Source organism: Gallibacterium salpingitidis, assembly GCF_001678495.1.
GTDB classification, from domain to species: domain Bacteria; phylum Pseudomonadota; class Gammaproteobacteria; order Enterobacterales; family Pasteurellaceae; genus Gallibacterium; species Gallibacterium salpingitidis.
On sequence record NZ_JTJL01000016.1, the window covers coordinates 103640 to 120164 of the forward strand.

Here is a 16525-nt window from a genome sequence, read left to right on the forward strand (position 1 = left end):
TAATTTATGAAACTAAAACATTTTTTATTGTTAGTTTGTGGTTCTTTATCTATGTTGTTATCTCCCTTGTCCATCGCAGCAACCGAAACAACAAATTCACCAGAGCAAGTACAGCCAGCGGCAGTACAAAGTGATAAGGTAAATTTAAATACTGCTACGGCGGAGCAATTACAAAAAGGCTTAGTTGGTATCGGGGCGAAAAAAGCACAAGCAATTGTGGAGTATCGTGAACAACATGGTGCGTTTACTGCTATTGAACAGCTAACTGAAGTAAAAGGAATTGGTGCAGCAATTCTTGAAAAGAATAAGGAGAGAATGACGGTAGAATAATGGATACAGTAAAAATTTCCTATTGAGAACAACAAAAAAATTGCTCCCAAATAAAGGATAATTTGGGAGCAATAATAATTCTCTTAAGAGAAAGTTTCTAATCAGCCCATACCGTATTTTTTTAATTTTTTGCGTAAGGTACCACGGTTGATGCCCAACATAGTTGCAGCACGAGTTTGGTTACCGCGAGTATATTGCATAACCATATCCAACATCGGATGCTCAACTTCTGCTAATACTAATTCATAAAGATCATTCACATCTTGTCCATTTAGTTGTGCTAAATAGTTTTTTAATGCTTGTTTTACAGAATCACGTAATGGTTTATTAGTTACTTGAGCTTGCGCATTTAACGTTGATACTGTTAATGCTTCGGCAGTGCTACGTTGTTCGAACATTTTTTCCCTTTATCTACTTTATTATGATTACGACATAAGTCGGATTGAACACAAAAATTCCTCTAACGCATTTAATTGATCATTAGGATCAGTCAATGCATTAAAAGCTCGCTTAAAATCAGAGTATGAACCAAAACGGTCGATATACCAGGCAACATGTTTTCGTGCAATGCGATAACCTTTTTCTGCACCATAAAATCGATGCAAGCTGGCTATATGTTGCAAAATTAACTCTTGCTTTTCAGAAAATGGTATCTCTGAACTAGTTTTGTTCTGCTCTAATAATTCGGTAATTTCTCGAAAAATCCATGGGTTTCCTAATGTCCCACGCCCAAGCATAACAGCGTCAGCACCTGTGTAATCTAAGACTTCTTGAGCTTTGCTGGCAGAATCAATATCACCATTTGCAATAACAGGAATTGATACTGCTTGTTTGACTGCTTTAATACTGTCATATTCTGCATGGCCATTGAATAAACAGGCTCGCGTTCTCCCATGAATAGTGAGCGCTTGAATACCTGCATCTTCAGCTATTTTGGCAATCAAACTGCAATTACGATGTTGTAGATCCCAACCAGTTCTTATTTTTAACGTTACGGGAACATCGACTGCATTTACCACTGCTTTTAAAATCTTAGCGACTAGATCTGGATATTGTAATAGAGCCGAACCCGCCAATTTCTTGTTCACTTTCTTGGCAGGACATCCCATATTAATATCAATGATTTCTGCGCCGTAACCGACATTAACCTGTGCTGCTTGCGCCATTTCATCTGGATCACTGCCGGCAATTTGTACCGCATTGATACCAATTTGAGGATGATGAGCTAAGCGTAATTTAGATTTTTCGGTATGCCATACATCAGGGTTCGTGGACATCATTTCTGAAAAAGTTAATGCCGCGCCATATTGTGAACAAATACGTCGGAAAGGAAGATCAGTAATCCCTGCCATAGGTGCTAAAATAACAGGATTTTTCAAATTAAATTGACCAATCTGCACGTTTTATTACCTATAACTACCTTATCGTTTTTGCTCTTTTTTGGGTGAATTGATGATGACAAAATCGCCAGTCTTTGGGACTGAAACGGTCGCTTATAATACGCACTTTTACTGCAATAGTGAAGCACTAAATGCGATTTAACGAAGAAAAAATGTACTTTTTTTCGACTTAATTCGCTGAAAGTTTAAACAATGTAAAAATTTTATGATTAAAATCGAAAATTGATCAAAGCTGATTGCTAAAAAAAGAATAAAGAGTAATGATTTTATTGCTTAAAACTCTCTTATGATTGGCGCATAACAACGGAATAAAGGAATATTTATGTGTAGTTTACAACCTCGTTTACAATGGTTATCAGATCCAGCAATTTTTTCAGTAAATCGACTTGCAGCTCATTCAGATCATCGCTATTACGCTACGTTGGCGGAAGCGCAACGTAAAGCAGAAATGTCAATGCGTTATTCATTAAATGGTGATTGGTTTTTTCATTATGCAAAGAATCCACAACAACAACCGCAGCAGTTCTATCAAATGGATTATGATAATCGTAGTTGGCAGACTATTCGTGTTCCGGGACATATTCAATTGCAAGGTTTTGTGAAACCGCACTATGTAAATACGATGTATCCTTGGGATGGTAAAGCAGATATTCGTCCACCAGCCATTCCTGTTGATGATAATAGTGTGGGCAGTTATGTGAAATATTTTTATGTACCACGACAATGGCAATCACAAGAGCTCTTTATTTCATTTCAAGGTGTCGAAACAGCCTTCTTCGTTTGGTTGAATGGTGAATTTGTTGGTTATAGTGAAGATTCCTTTACGCCAGCAGAATTCTATTTAACACCATTTTTAAAGGATGGTGAGAATAAACTTGCGGTGGCGGTTTATCAACGTAGTACAGGAAGCTGGCTCGAAGATCAGGATTTTTGGCGCTTTTCCGGTATTTTTCGTGATGTCTATTTATATACGATTCCTAAAATTCATCTGTATGATGTTGCTGTTATTACAGAAATTCCTGCAACCTTAGATTATGCAGAATTAAAGATTAGTGGCACATTACGAGCAGCTGAACCAGCAACAGAGAAAACAGTTGTTGCCACTTTAGTTGATGCTAATGGCGTAACGGTAGCTGCAACACAACAAACATTAACCGCTGATCAAGTATCACTTTGCTTACCGCTAGCACAACCGATTTTATGGAGTGCTGAAGCACCTTATTTATATCAACTCTATCTACAAATCTTAGATCAGCAACAGCAAGTCATTGAAGTAGTGCCGCAACAAATTGGTATACGCCGTTTTGAAATGAAAGATGGCGTGATGTTATTAAATGGGCAACGCATTGTATTTAAAGGGGTAAATCGCCATGAATTTAATTGTCATCGGGGTCGGGCAATTACTGCTGAAGATATGTTGTGGGATATTAAAACGTTAAAACAGAATAATTTTAATGCGGTCAGAACCTCACATTATCCGAATCAAACTTTATGGTATGAGTTGTGCGATCAATATGGATTGTATGTGATTGATGAGGTGAATTTAGAAACGCATGGTTCGTGGCAAAAAATGGGAAAAGTTGAACCATCGTGGAATATTCCAGGTAGCGATATGCGTTGGCAAGAGAGTGTTTTAGATCGTGCAAAATCAATGTATGAGCGTGATAAAAATCACCCTTCTATTTTAATTTGGTCATGCGGTAATGAATCCTATGCCGGGGAAGTGTTGTTAAATGTTGCTAATTATTTGCGCACTCAAGATCCTAAGCGTTTAGTACATTATGAGGGCGTTTTCCATTGTCGTGAGTTTGATCAGATCAGTGATATGGAAAGTCGTATGTATGCGAAACCAGATGAAATAGAAGCCTATTTACAACAAAATCCAGCTAAACCTTATATTAGTTGTGAATATAGTCATGCAATGGGTAATTCTAATGGGAATTTGCATAAATATATTGCATTAGAGAAATATCGCCAATATCAAGGTGGTTTTATTTGGGATTATATTGATCAAGGTTTATTACAGAAAGATCGTTATGGGCATGATTATCTTGCTTATGGCGGTGATTTTAATGATCGTCCGACCGATCGTAATTTCTGTTGTAATGGTCTGGTCTTTGCTGATCGGACACTATCACCAAAAATGCAGGAAGTTAAGTATCTATATCAAAATCTAAAATTAGAACCACAACAAGACAGTGTGTTAATTCGCAATGACAATTGCTTTATTGATACTGACGATTATTACTTTGTCGCACATTTATTGTTGGATGGTAAAGAGCTAGAGAGCAATACCTTTACAGCGGTTATTCCACCACAATCAGTCCAACAAATTGCATTAACTTGGGCGGAACAAAATTTACGTTATGCAGGTGAGTATTGTGTTCAAGTAACAGCACATTTAAAACAAAAAACATTATGGGCAGAAGCAGATAGTGAATTGGCATTTGGACAATGCATTTTTACGAAGTCAGCTGTTGTAAAAAATGTGACGGAGAATACTCAGAAAGCACTTAAAGTGGTTAATGGAGATATTAATCTTGGGGTATCTGGAGAGCATTTCTCGGCACTTTTTTCTCGACAAGAAGGCAGCTTAATTTCTTTAATTTTTCATGGTAAAGAGCTGATTAAAACACCACCAATGCCATTATTTTGGCGAGCAACAACAGATAACGATCGTGGTACAGCAAGACGTTTTAAAGCGGGCTATTGGTTAATGGCAAGTTTGTCAGCACGTTGTCGTGAGATGACCTGGCAGCAATTAGCAGATGGCAGCGTTACAGTTGCATTCACCTATATTTATCCAATTTATGAACAACTTATGGTAACAGTAACGTATCACGTGTTGTTGTCAGGTGAGATAGAGGTACTTTGCGAATATGATGGACAAGCAGGACTACCTGATTTACCAATTTTTGCCTTGAGCTTCCGTACTGATGCAGAGTATCAGCAGTTAAGTTGGTATGCTTTAGGTGAAGCGGAAAATTATCAAGATCGTTGTAGTGGAGCAAAATTAGGTATCTTTCATAATACGGTCAGTGACAACTATGCTCCTTATAGTATTCCACAAGAAACGGGAAATCGTACCGGTGTGCGTTGGGTAAAATGTTATAACGCAATGGCGAGTGCGGGTTTTCAAGTGAAAGCAGTTGATCAACCATTAGAGTGTAATTTCTTACCTTATACGGCATTTGAATTAGAACAAGCTCAACATCACTATGAACTACCACCAGTGCATTATACGGTAGTAACAGTGGCTGCTAAGCAAATGGGTGTAGGTGGCGATGATAGTTGGGGTGCAGAAGTGCATCCAGAATATTGTATTCCTGCAACAGGCAAACTCAGTTTTCGTTTTCTTTTAACAGGGTATGATAAGTAGAACTGAGGTTTCACCTAGTATGGTGAAACCTCAATCATTATTCGGCTAATAAAGACGTCCCATAAGAATTATCAATGGCACATAACCATTTACCATCAATGTAACGATATACATAAGTAGCTTGTCGTTCCATACTATATTCTGAGGTGGCTTGGTTATCGGCACTTAAAAAAGTTTGTGATAATACCAAAACAGTATCGCCAGCTTCTAACATTATCATTTTGCCTTGTGTTGGTTTGATACTGTTTTTGAAATAAGCAGCTATTTTGATAAATGCTTGTTTAATCGCTGCTTTACCTTGAACTTCTAATCCCGGTTTGATCACTAATACCGCATCTTCAGTATAAAATTGCATTAAATCATCGAAACGCTCTTCACTAATAGCTAAGTCAGCTTGCTGAATTAGTTGTTGGATCTCTTGATTCATTGTTTCTCCTTTTATTTCAGAACAGAGAATTAAGTATATAAAGGGAACGAAATCACTGTAAGTATGTTGTGATAAAAATATTTTTATAACTAAATATTATATATAAAGAAAAACAGCTATTTTCATTTTTCCATGACTCTCGCTAGACTTTGCCTCAAATCTATTAAACCAAGTTGTAAGGAAAAAACAATGAAAACAACAATCAAAAATTATTTAAAAAGTGTGTTATTGATTTCTTTGGGGTTTGCTGTAGCACAATCAGCAATGGCATTAACTAATGAAGAAGCTGCGGCAGATTTAGCAAAACGTGTCAATGAACATGGCACTATCGTTGTCGGAACAGAGGGAACTTATCCTCCATTTACCTATCACGATGAGTCAGGAAAATTAACTGGTTATGATGTTGAACTTACTCGTTTAGTGGCGAAAGAGTTAGGCGTTAAAGTTGATTTTAAAGAAACACAATGGGATGCAATGTTATCTGGATTAAATAACCATCGTTTTGATGTGGTAGCGAATCAAGTTGGTTTAACTACACCGGAACGTCGTGCTAAATATGATAAGAGTGCTGAATATAGCTATTCAGGTGCAGTTGTAGTAGGACGTAAAGGTGATACTCGTGTTAAAGATTGGAAAGATCTCAAAGGTTTAAAATCAGCACAATCATTTACCAGTAACTACGGTGAATTGGCAATTAAAAATGGTGCAGAAATCGTAGGGGTTGATGGTTTAGCACAAGCGATTCAATTGGTGTTACAAAATCGTGCAGATGTGACCTTAAATGATCGTCTTGCGGTATTAGACTTTTTACATAAACACCCAAATGCAAATTTAGAAATTATCTTACGTGATAAATCTCAACCAGTAGGATCGGGCTTTATTTTCAATAAAGGTAATCAAGCTGTGATTGAGAAATTTAATGCGGCGATTGAGAAACTTAAAAAAGAAGGAAAATTAAAAGAGTTATCTAATCAATTCTTTGGTGAAGATGTTTCGGTAATTGAATAATAAGAACTTGTGAGTAGTAGGTAGAGGTGGTTATGTTAATTCGTAAATTAGTTAAAGGATTACTCGTATTAGGCTTATTCAGTGCAACAAGCGTATTCGCTGATGATGCAGGGTGGATGACAAAAGACACTTTAACTGTTGGTACGGAAGGTACATATCCACCTTTTACTTATCACGATGAGCAAGGGAAATTAACCGGTTATGATGTCGAGGTTGCTAGAGCGGTAGCAGAAAAACTAGGCTTAAAGATTGAATTTAAAGAAACGGCATGGAATGCTTTATTGGCAGGATTAAACAGCGGACGTTTCGATACTGTAGTAAATCAGGTGACGATGAATGATGAACGTCGTAAAAAATATCAAAGTTCATTGCCTTATAGTTATTCTGGTGCAGCATTAGCGGTACGCTCTAGTTTACCAAATGTGCGTGCAGTAAAAGACCTCAAAGGCTTAAAAGGTGGTTTAGCATTTACCAGTAATTTTGCCGACCTAGTACGCCAAAATCAGGCTGAAGTTGTACTTGTAGAAGGCGGACTAGGACAGGAAATGGCATTAGTGGCACAAGGGCGTGTCGATTTTACTCTTAATGATCGTCTTGCAGTGTTGTATTATCAGAAGAAATTAAAAGTCGATGATAAAATCCAAGTATTTGATTTACCTGAAGAAGGTACAGTAACGGCAGGATTTATTGTCCGGAAAGACGATACGGAAAAACTAAAAAAATTAAATCAAGCCTTAACAGAATTGAAAAAGGAAGGTAAATTAGCCGCCATTTCTAAACAATTTTTCGGAGTAGATATTAGTGAGCAGTAATGTATCGGAGAGTATCTCCGCTATTTTTCACTCGATTTTGAGTACACTTCCTTGGATGGACGATAATAAAGCATCAATCGCGATTGATGCTTTTTTTCCTATGTTAGAAGGAATGGTTTATTTCACCATTCCATTAACGATTGTCTCTTTCTTAGTCGGAATGCTAATTGCGTTAGCTATTGCGTTGATTAGAGTAACGCCGCAAAAACATATTTTGCATAGAGTGGCAAATGGAATGGCGAATTTTTATATTTCAGCAATTCGTGGTACGCCATTGCTAGCGCAACTATTTATTATTTTCTATGCGCTGCCAAATGTAGGTATTACATTAGATCCGTTGCCAACAGCAATTATCGCATTTTCATTGAATACGGGCGCTTATGCCTCTGAAACTGTTCGAGCAGCGATTCTATCTGTACCAAAAGGGCAATGGGAAGCTGGCTATACTATCGGTATGAGTTATTGGCAGAATTTCTTTCGTATTATTAGCCCGCAGGCATTGCGTGTTGCAGTGCCGCCACTATCCAATAGTTTTATCGGTTTGGTGAAAGAAACCTCGCTAGCGAGTGTGGTATTAGTGCCGGAAATGATGCGTCAAGCGAATATTATTTCTTCTCGTACCTATGAGTTTTTATTGATCTATTGTGAAGCAGCGTTGATGTATTGGGTAGTATGCGCAGTGTTGAGTTATTTACAACAACGGTTAGAAAAACACTTTGAACGTTATGTGGCGAGGTAAAAATGTTATCAATTAAAAATTTACATAAAGCCTTTGGCGATCATCAAGTGTTAAAAGGCATTGATTTACGAATAAATAAAGGTGAAGTGATTGTATTACTTGGTGCATCAGGTTCAGGAAAAACCACATTATTACGTTGCCTCAATTTATTGGAAACACCGGATGCAGGTACGATCGAATTTGATGATGGTTCATTAGCAATTGATTTTGCGAAACCTTTAACCAAAGATAAAATTCAAGCGTTACGCAAAAAAAGCGGAATGGTTTTTCAAAACTATAACCTTTTTCCACATAAGACAGCGTTGGAAAATATTACTGAAGGTCTAATTGTTGTACAAAAAGTACCAAAGACAGAAGCTGAAGCCAAAGCGCGTCATTTATTAGCAAGAGTAGAATTAGCGGATAAAGCTGATTTTTACCCGTTTCAACTTTCTGGTGGACAACAACAACGTGTTGGTATTGCACGTGCATTAGCCATTGAACCTGAACTAATGTTGTTTGATGAACCTACTTCTGCGCTTGATCCGGAATTAGTACAAGGAATGTTAGCATTAATGAAGTCATTAGCTAGTGAGGGTTGGACGATGGTCATTGTTACCCATGAAATCCAATTTGCGCGTGAAGTTGCTGATCACGTTATTTTAATGGGAGATGGGCAAATTATTGAGCAGGGAACCCCAGAACAGCTGTTTGAGCATAGTACTAACCCTCGTACTAATGCGTTTTTAAGATCAATTAGACGTTAATAAAGAGACAATAGCACCAAATTAGGTGCTATTGTTGCTTTATCAGTAATAAAGTAATAAAAAGTGCTTAGAACTTTTCTTTTATTCCAGTAATGCGACACCACTCTTCACGTTCCACTACAGGATCTAAGGCGAAGTTATCACTATATGCGGCAGATACGGCTTCGCTTTGTGTTGCGAGAATACCAGAAAGGCCTAAATGACCTTGTGGTAACACTAATGTTGTAATTACTGGTGCAAGTTCTTTTAATGGACCAGCAAGAATATTTGCCACAACAACTTCAGCTTGTAACTCTTTCGGAGTATCTGCAGAAAGGTAAAGTTGCAAACGATCTTCAACTCCATTGCGTTTTGCATTTTCACGACTCGCTTGAATCGCTTGTGGATCAATATCGATACCAATTGCTTGTTTTGCACCAAGTTTTAATGCAGCAATAGCTAAGATGCCAGAACCACAGCCAAAATCAATGACAGTTTTGCCTTGTAAATCTAGGGAATCAAGCCATTCTAAACAAAGTGCAGTAGTAGGATGGGTACCTGTACCAAACGCTAATCCGGGATCGAGCATCACATTCACAGCTGTCGGATCAGGAATTTCACGCCAACTTGGGCAGATCCATAAACGTTGCCCAAATTTCAGCGGATGGAAGTTATCCATCCACTCTCTTTCCCAATCTTTATCTTCAATTTGTTCAATTTTATAAGCAGTATCTTCATTGATCATTTGTTCAGCACGTAATGCAGCTACAATTTCTTGCATATCAGTTTCTGCATCAAATAATGCCATCACATCAGTATTTCCCCATAAGCGAGTTTCGCCTGGTAATGGTTCAAAAATAGGTGTGTCTTTACTGTCCATAAAGGTGACAGAAACGGCACCTAACTCTTCTAAGCTGTCACTGAGTTGTTCTGCTTGTTCGTTTGTACTGTTTAATCTAATTTGTAGCCAAGCCATAATTATCCTTGATACGTTTTTCACCAAATTTATTTGCAATTAAAAATGCTATTAGTCCGAGCACTAATGACGGCACGATAGCATGTAAATCAAAAGGTTTTATTGCAGCGGTGGTAAAGCTAATATATACGCCTAAACCTGTCACCATAGAGGCGATTGCGCCATAAGCATTCGCTTTATCCCAATAAAGACCGAGAATGATAACCCATAAGAAAGCAGCTTCCAAACCTCCGAAAGCAAAAAGGTTGAGCCAAATGATCATATCTGGTGGATTTAGCGCTGCGAAAATTAATAAGATACTAAGCAGCAAGGTAATGAGTGACGAAAAACGGCTGATTTTCTTTTGATTTTTTGTCGCTTCAGGTTTGGCAGAAAGATAGAGATCTTTAACAAAAATTGATGAAGACTGAATCAATTGTGCATCAATCGTGGACATAATTGCTGACATTGGTGCGGCTAAGAAAATACCCGCAATAATAGGAGGTAAGACTTTTACCATTAACGCGGGAATGACTTGATCTGGAATGGTGAGATCCGGAATGATTACTCGCCCTAATGCACCGGCTAGATGCATACCAAACATAATAATCCCTAAGACGATGGTACCGATAATCATACCACGATGTAATGCTTTACTATCTTTGTAGGACATACAGCGTACAGCAGTATGAGGTAATCCAACAACACCAAAACAGACTAATACCCAGAAAGAGGTCATAAACGAAAAACTTAACATCTCATTTGGTCCATATGGTGAAACTAATGCAGGATCAATAGCTGTTAATTTATTGACAGCACTTTCGACACCGCCGGCAGCATAAATAACGCCACCAAGTAATAAAATAGTGCCAAAGATCATCACAGTACCTTGGATAGCATCCGTTAAAACAACGGCTCTAAAACCACCAATAAAGGTATATAAGCCAACGGTAACAGCAAAGATGAGAAGGGCAGAAGTGTAATTTAAACCAATAGTGGTTTCTAACAATCTAGCACCACCGATAAATTGCACTGTCATAGCAGCAAAGAAAGCAATTAGTAAAGCGAAACACGCGATCCAGACTAAATATTTATTTTTATAACGATAGAGCAGAAGATCGTTAATGGTTAGCGCATTAGTTTCGCGTGATAACATAGCGAATTTTTTCCCTAAAGTACCTAAGGCGAGCCAGACCACAGGTACTTGGATCATTGATAGCAATACCCAACCTAAACCAAATTTGTAGGCAGCTCCTGGCCCACCAACAAAAGAACTGGCACTGGCATAAGTTGCGGCAGTGGTCATTGCTAGCACAAAACCCGTCATAGAACGGTTACCGACATAATATTCGGTTAGAAAATCTCCTTGTTGGCGTTTACTAAAGGCGTAAAGCGCAGCGCCAAAAATAAAAACTAAATAGATGATAAGTGGGAAAATAATACCTAAATTCATGATTACTCCTTATCATCAGAATTATCTAAAGGGATATCTTGGAAAAAGATACGGATTACCCAATAGCATACAACCACGAATAAAATCGGTAGATAAATGCAAGAAAGTTCAAACCAGAGAGGAAAGCCTAGAGGACCATGTGTTCCTTTTGGTAAATAGGCACATAAACACCAACCAATCACATAAAGTAATGCTAATAATAGTGTAATCTTTGCTTCTTTTGTGGCTTGGCGGTAACGTTCAATTTTTAACATTTCTACCTCCTGTATCGTTTTTTGAAATAAAAAGGCTTGATAAAGTTATCAAGCCTTCAGCATCTTATAAACAATCAATGATTATTTCAATTTGTTTAAAATAAATCCAACCAGTTGTTGTCTATCGATCATTTGTTTTTCACCACTACGACGGTGTTTATACTCGATTTCACCTTTTTCAAGGTTTTTCTCACCAATAACAATCATATGTGGAATACCGATAAGTTCCATATCAGCGAACATTACACCTGGACGTTCTTTACGGTCATCAAACAACACTTCAATACCTTGTTGTTGTAAGGTTTGATAGAGTTCTTCGGCATATTGTTGCACTGCTGGTGATTTGTGCATATTCATTGGCACAATCGCAACTTGGAACGGCGCAATAGTGTCACTCCAAATAATGCCGCGTTCATCGTGGTTCTGTTCAATTGCTGCTGCAACGACACGAGTAACCCCGATACCATAGCAACCCATCATCATCGTTTGTGGTTTACCATCTTCACCTTGAACGGTCGCTTTCATTGCTTCAGAATATTTTTTACCAAGTTGGAAAATATGCCCAACTTCAATACCACGTTTAATGAGCAATGTTCCCTTACCGCAAGGGCTTGGATCACCTTCTACAACATTACGTAAATCTGCGATTTGTGGGGTTGGTAAATCACGTTCCCAGTTAATACCAAAATAGTGTTTACCATCAATATTAGCGCCAGCGCCAAAATCACTCATATTGGCTACAGTGCGATCAATCACTATTTCTAATGGTAAATTAATTGGACCAAGTGAACCTGGACCAGCACCGATAGCAGCGCGAATCTCTTCTTCAGTAGCAAAAGTTAATGGGCTAGCAACTTGCGCTAATTTTTCCGCTTTTACTTCATTAAGTTCATGATCGCCACGAACTAAAAGCGCAACTAATTTACCCTCTTCTACACCATGTACAATCAAAGTTTTCACTGTTTTTTCGATCGGTAGATTAAATTGTTCAACCAATGTAGCGATAGTTTTCGCATTTGGTGTATCCACTAAACGCAACTCTTCAGTTGGTGCAGTACGTTCGCCTAAAGCAACAGCTTCAGCCAACTCAATATTGGCTGCATAATCAGATTCAGTGGAGAATACAATATCATCTTCACCACTGGCAGCTAATACTTGGAATTCATGTGAAGCGCTACCACCGATAGAACCTGTATCCGCTTGTACTGGACGGAAATCCAAACCTAAACGAGTAAAGATATTGCTATAAGTTTGATACATTACATCATAGGTTTCTTGCAAGCTTTCTTGGGTAGTATGGAATGAGTAAGCATCTTTCATAATAAATTCACGTGAACGCATCACACCGAAACGAGGGCGTACTTCATCACGGAATTTGGTTTGAATTTGATATAAATTCAGTGGTAATTGCTTATAAGAGGTGAGTTCACGACGAGCAAGATCGGTAATTACTTCTTCGTGAGTTGGTCCTAACACGAAAGGTCGATCACCACGATCGGTAAAACGTAATAATTCAGGTCCATATTGTTCCCAACGTTTTGATTCTTGCCATAAGTCTGCTGGTTGTACAACAGGCATAGAGATCTCAATTGCACCGCTTTTATTCATCTCTTCACGTACAATATTTTCCACTTTCTTTAATACTCGGACTCCAGTTGGTAACCAAGTATATAAACCAGCAGCAAGTTTGCGGATCATCCCCGCACGTAACATAAGTTGAATACTGATAATTTCAGCATCGTTTGGCGTTTCTTTTAACGTTGATAATAGATATTGACTAGTACGCATAATTAAAAATCCATAATAAAAGTAAAAAATTGGGCGTATTCTAACACTAGCTAAAATTAGGGAAAATAATTAATTCTCACCTTATCCGATAAAATGTCGAGCTAGTGCGGTAACGATAATGCCGATCACCACTGTCGGTAATACTGAAAATCGTGTTGCAGCTAAAAAAGTGGCTAGTAAACCAATCCAATCAGCGGGATTGCTACTGGTAAATTCAGGGGCAATAACGGCGATTAATACACAAGGAGGCACTTGTGCTAATAAATTTTTTGCCATTGGCGATAATTGTGTTTTTTGCAATAAGAAAAAGCCAAGTAAACGAGTTGAATAGGTAACGGCAGCCATTGCAAAAATCGTTAATACTTCCCAACTCATTTATGCTTCTCCAAAAAGTAGGCAGTGATTAAACCACTAAGGGTACCAAATAATACATACCACGCGCCTTCAAATAATTTATAGGAAATAGCAGCAACAACAAGGCTAACTATCCATGCAAACGCAGGGCGAATACCAGTCCACATTCCTTTCAACAACACTAAAAATACAGCAACGAATGCCATATCGAAACCATATTGTTTAATATCACCTAGTACAGGACCTAATAGCGCACCGAGTCCAGTAGAGATAATCCATGCGAGATACAATGATATCGCCATAGAGAAGTAATAGCGTAAATTTAGTTGGCGTAGTGAATTTTGTTTGATGTGATTGAGTGCTAATGCCCAGCATTCATCACACATTAAAAACAATACTAGTAAACACTTATGAAGAGGTAATCCTTTTAAATAAGGTGTTAAAGCTGCACTCATTAGAATATGGCGACAATTAATTAAAAATGTGGTGAACATAATCAATAATAGAGGTGGTGGAGAAGCCCATAACCCAATGGCGGCGAATTCTGAACCACCAGCAAAATTCACACCAGTCATTAATGGCACTTGCCAAACTATCATATGATTTGCTGAACCTTGCGCACCTAAAACCAGACCAAAAGGGATAAAACCTAGTAATACTGGTAGAGCATCTTTGAAGCCTTGATAAATTGGACGATCTGTCTGTTGCATACTTTCTTATAACCTGCCAACAGGATGAATAAAGGAAAGGGATTTAATATAACAAAGATTTAAATAATGATCAGCGTTAATTATGTTTATCTGAAAAGAAAAAATAATAGCACTAATTTTTTACTAATTTTGCCGCTATACACTGCTCCTCGCCGATAAGGTAGAGGGATAAATTCTCTTAGTTTTGTGTTATTAAATCTAAAAAATAAAAATTTCATAAAGGAGACAAATAATTATGTCTAAGGTCATAAGGAAAATGGTTGTTGTATCGACAGCAATGCTGTTATCTGTTGGCACAGCGCATTTTGCTTTAGCAGATGAAGGAGGTGCACAACGTTTAGAAAAAGCATTAGATTCGAGCAAGATTACCTTAGTGCAAGCAATTGATATTGCTAACCAAAAAGTTGATGGAAAAGTGCTGGAAGCAGAGTTTCATCCACGTAAAGAAGGTAATCCAACTTATGATGTAGAAATCTTCACGAAGGAGAAGCAAATTAAAGAAGTCAGAATTGATGCAGTAACTTCTGAAATTTTGCGTAATGAAGTTAAGGACATGGATCGTCCACACCGACACAAAAGACACGAGCATTAGGCATTGTTGTCACTAGCAAATCACATAAAATTACCCCACCATAAGTAACCTAAAACAGCAGTCAATTTTGGCTGCTGTTTCTTTTTTAATTTCTCATTTCTTTACTGTTTTGTTTCCGTTATTATCTATGACCTTTGTTGTTAAAAAATAATTAAGGAAGTGAAATGAATTTACGTAATACGATTAGCAGTAGTCCAATGAGCGCTTATCAATGGGGAATCGTGGTTATTGCGGCAATTATGAATTTATTAGATGGCTTTGATGTATTGGCATTAGCTTTTACGGCAACGGCAATTCGTCAAGAGTTTGGTTTAAGCGGCGTGCAATTAGGAACATTATTAAGTGCTGGGTTATTTGGTATGGCGGCAGGTTCGCTATTTTTGGCACCCGTAGCAGATAAAATTGGGCGTCGTCCTTTATTAATTATTGCGGTGTTATTGTCTGCTATTGGGATGTTAGGTTCTGCATTCTCTGGTAGTCAATTTTGGTTAGGTATTTGGCGTGTACTTACAGGCTTAGGTGTTGGCGGTATTTTAGTAGGAACAAATGTGTTAACGAGTGAATACTCTTCCCGTCGTTGGCGCAGTTTAGCGATCAGTATTTATGCGGCTGGTTTTGGAGTTGGCGCTGTATTAGGCGGTATGTTTGCGGTAATGTTGCAGACAGAATATGGCTGGCGTTCAGTGTTTTTAGCTGGTGCGGTATTGACTGGATTATGTTTATTAGTAATTGTGGTTTGGTTACCTGAATCAATCGATTTCTTATTAGTAAAACAACCGAAAAATGCCCAAGCAAAATTAAATCGTATCACAGCGAAAATGGGCTTAGGTAGCCAATGGACATTACCGGAAAAGCAATTGGATGCACCAACAACTAGTTTGCCGTTTACTAGAATTTTCGATCAAAATTATCGCCGTTCAACTTTGCTACTTTGGATTGCCTTTTTCTCGATTATGTTTAGTTTCTACTTTATTAGTTCATGGACACCTGCGTTATTAAAAGAGGCAGGTATGACAGTAGAACAAAGCGTTAGTATCGGGATGATGATCTCTTTAGGTGGTACCGTCGGGGCATTGTGCTATGGCTTCTTAGCAAGTTTATTCCGAGCAAAATCAATTTTACTGCTATTTACTGTTATTTCGGCGATTGTGGTGGTTTGTTTTATCCTTTCGAGCACAACATTATGGTTAGCGATGATCCTAGGCATTTTAGTCGGTGCATTAATCAATGGTTGTATTAGCGGTCTTTATACGTTAAATCCAAGTGTATATGCGGCGGATATCCGTAGTACAGGCGTCGGAGCCGCGATTGGCGTTGGACGTATTGGCGCTATTTTAGCACCAACAGTAGCAGGTATTTTGTTGGATCAAGGTTGGGATAAGCAAAATTTATATATTGGTGTTGCGTTTGTGTTATTGATTTCAACTGTGGCATTAGTGTATTTGAAGAGTTACCAAGGGGATAATTAATATATTAAATAGAATTATACATTATAGAATGTATTGTCCAATTTATAAGCATATTATCTATTGACTAATGTTTAGGTTTCGCCCTAAAGGGCGACCTACTTTTCTTTGTATGCCCAAAGAAAAGTAGGCA

Annotated in this window: 17 protein-coding genes; 8 read left to right on the forward strand and 9 right to left on the reverse strand. The window is 38.0% G+C overall.

Going from position 1 to position 16525, the window contains the following annotated elements:
* Positions 1–6: 6 nt before the first annotated feature.
* The gene (locus QS62_RS05030; RefSeq protein ID WP_066106833.1) at positions 7–330 is read left to right on the forward strand and encodes a ComEA family DNA-binding protein; all 324 of its coding nucleotides are present in this window, start codon (positions 7–9) and stop codon (positions 328–330) included.
* A gap of 101 nt (positions 331–431) precedes the next feature.
* On the opposite strand, the gene fis is transcribed toward QS62_RS05030, so the two are convergent.
* Both fis and dusB read right to left on the reverse strand, forming a co-directional pair.
* Complete coding sequence (gene fis / locus QS62_RS05035) at positions 432–728, reverse strand: DNA-binding transcriptional regulator Fis (RefSeq protein ID WP_065234168.1); 297 nt, start codon at positions 726–728, stop codon at positions 432–434.
* Positions 729–755: 27 nt separating this feature from the next.
* Positions 756–1730, reverse strand: coding sequence for a tRNA dihydrouridine synthase DusB (dusB, locus tag QS62_RS05040; protein ID WP_066106835.1), 975 nt, complete (start codon positions 1728–1730; stop codon positions 756–758).
* Positions 1731–2052: 322 nt separating this feature from the next.
* Here dusB and lacZ point away from each other — a divergent pair, with 322 nt between their 5' ends.
* On the forward strand, positions 2053–5109 hold the full coding sequence (gene lacZ, locus QS62_RS05045; RefSeq protein WP_066106838.1) for a beta-galactosidase, LacZ type: 3057 nt from the start codon (positions 2053–2055) through the stop codon (positions 5107–5109).
* Between the two features lie 37 nt (positions 5110–5146).
* On the opposite strand, the gene QS62_RS05050 is transcribed toward lacZ, so the two are convergent.
* A complete protein-coding gene (locus tag QS62_RS05050) occupies positions 5147–5536 on the reverse strand; it encodes a YybH family protein (protein WP_066106841.1) in 390 nt (129 codons plus the stop codon).
* A 189-nt stretch (positions 5537–5725) separates the two neighbouring features.
* On the opposite strand from QS62_RS05050, the gene QS62_RS05055 reads away from it, so the two are divergent.
* Genes QS62_RS05055 through QS62_RS05070 form a run of 4 tightly spaced genes read left to right on the forward strand, consistent with a single transcriptional unit; the run spans position 5726 to position 8841 of the window.
* Complete coding sequence (locus QS62_RS05055; protein WP_066106844.1) at positions 5726–6544, forward strand: transporter substrate-binding domain-containing protein; 819 nt, start codon at positions 5726–5728, stop codon at positions 6542–6544.
* A gap of 32 nt (positions 6545–6576) precedes the next feature.
* Positions 6577–7356, forward strand: coding sequence for a transporter substrate-binding domain-containing protein (locus tag QS62_RS05060; RefSeq protein ID WP_066106847.1), 780 nt, complete (start codon positions 6577–6579; stop codon positions 7354–7356).
* 22 nt (positions 7357–7378) lie between these two features.
* Entirely contained in the window at positions 7379–8095 is a 717-nt protein-coding gene (locus QS62_RS05065; protein ID WP_197496263.1) for an amino acid ABC transporter permease, read from the forward strand.
* 2 nt (positions 8096–8097) lie between these two features.
* Positions 8098–8841, forward strand: coding sequence for an amino acid ABC transporter ATP-binding protein (locus QS62_RS05070; RefSeq protein WP_066106854.1), 744 nt, complete (start codon positions 8098–8100; stop codon positions 8839–8841).
* Positions 8842–8908: 67 nt separating this feature from the next.
* Here QS62_RS05070 and prmA read toward each other — a convergent pair whose 3' ends face one another.
* The 6 genes from prmA to QS62_RS05100 form a co-directional block, all read right to left on the reverse strand.
* A complete protein-coding gene (gene prmA, locus QS62_RS05075; RefSeq protein WP_066106857.1) occupies positions 8909–9796 on the reverse strand; it encodes a 50S ribosomal protein L11 methyltransferase in 888 nt (295 codons plus the stop codon).
* A complete protein-coding gene (gene panF, locus QS62_RS05080; protein WP_066106860.1) occupies positions 9777–11228 on the reverse strand; it encodes a sodium/pantothenate symporter in 1452 nt (483 codons plus the stop codon). The genes prmA and panF overlap by 20 nt, the downstream gene beginning before the upstream one ends.
* A 2-nt stretch (positions 11229–11230) precedes the next feature.
* Positions 11231–11482, reverse strand: a complete 252-nt coding sequence (locus QS62_RS05085) for a YhdT family protein (RefSeq protein ID WP_066106863.1) — start codon at positions 11480–11482, stop codon at positions 11231–11233.
* Between the two features lie 81 nt (positions 11483–11563).
* A complete protein-coding gene (gene proS / locus QS62_RS05090; protein WP_066106866.1) occupies positions 11564–13270 on the reverse strand; it encodes a proline--tRNA ligase in 1707 nt (568 codons plus the stop codon).
* An 81-nt stretch (positions 13271–13351) separates the two neighbouring features.
* Entirely contained in the window at positions 13352–13645 is a 294-nt protein-coding gene (locus tag QS62_RS05095) for an AzlD family protein (RefSeq protein WP_066106869.1), read from the reverse strand.
* Complete coding sequence (locus QS62_RS05100; RefSeq protein WP_066106872.1) at positions 13642–14334, reverse strand: AzlC family ABC transporter permease; 693 nt, start codon at positions 14332–14334, stop codon at positions 13642–13644. The genes QS62_RS05095 and QS62_RS05100 overlap by 4 nt, the downstream gene beginning before the upstream one ends.
* Positions 14335–14569: 235 nt before the next feature.
* On the opposite strand from QS62_RS05100, the gene QS62_RS05105 reads away from it, so the two are divergent.
* Together QS62_RS05105 and QS62_RS05110 are read left to right on the forward strand one after the other, a co-directional pair.
* The gene (locus QS62_RS05105) at positions 14570–14926 is read left to right on the forward strand and encodes a PepSY domain-containing protein (protein WP_066106875.1); all 357 of its coding nucleotides are present in this window, start codon (positions 14570–14572) and stop codon (positions 14924–14926) included.
* Positions 14927–15090: 164 nt separating this feature from the next.
* Positions 15091–16395, forward strand: coding sequence for an MFS transporter (locus QS62_RS05110; RefSeq protein ID WP_066106878.1), 1305 nt, complete (start codon positions 15091–15093; stop codon positions 16393–16395).
* Positions 16396–16525 lie beyond the last annotated feature (130 nt).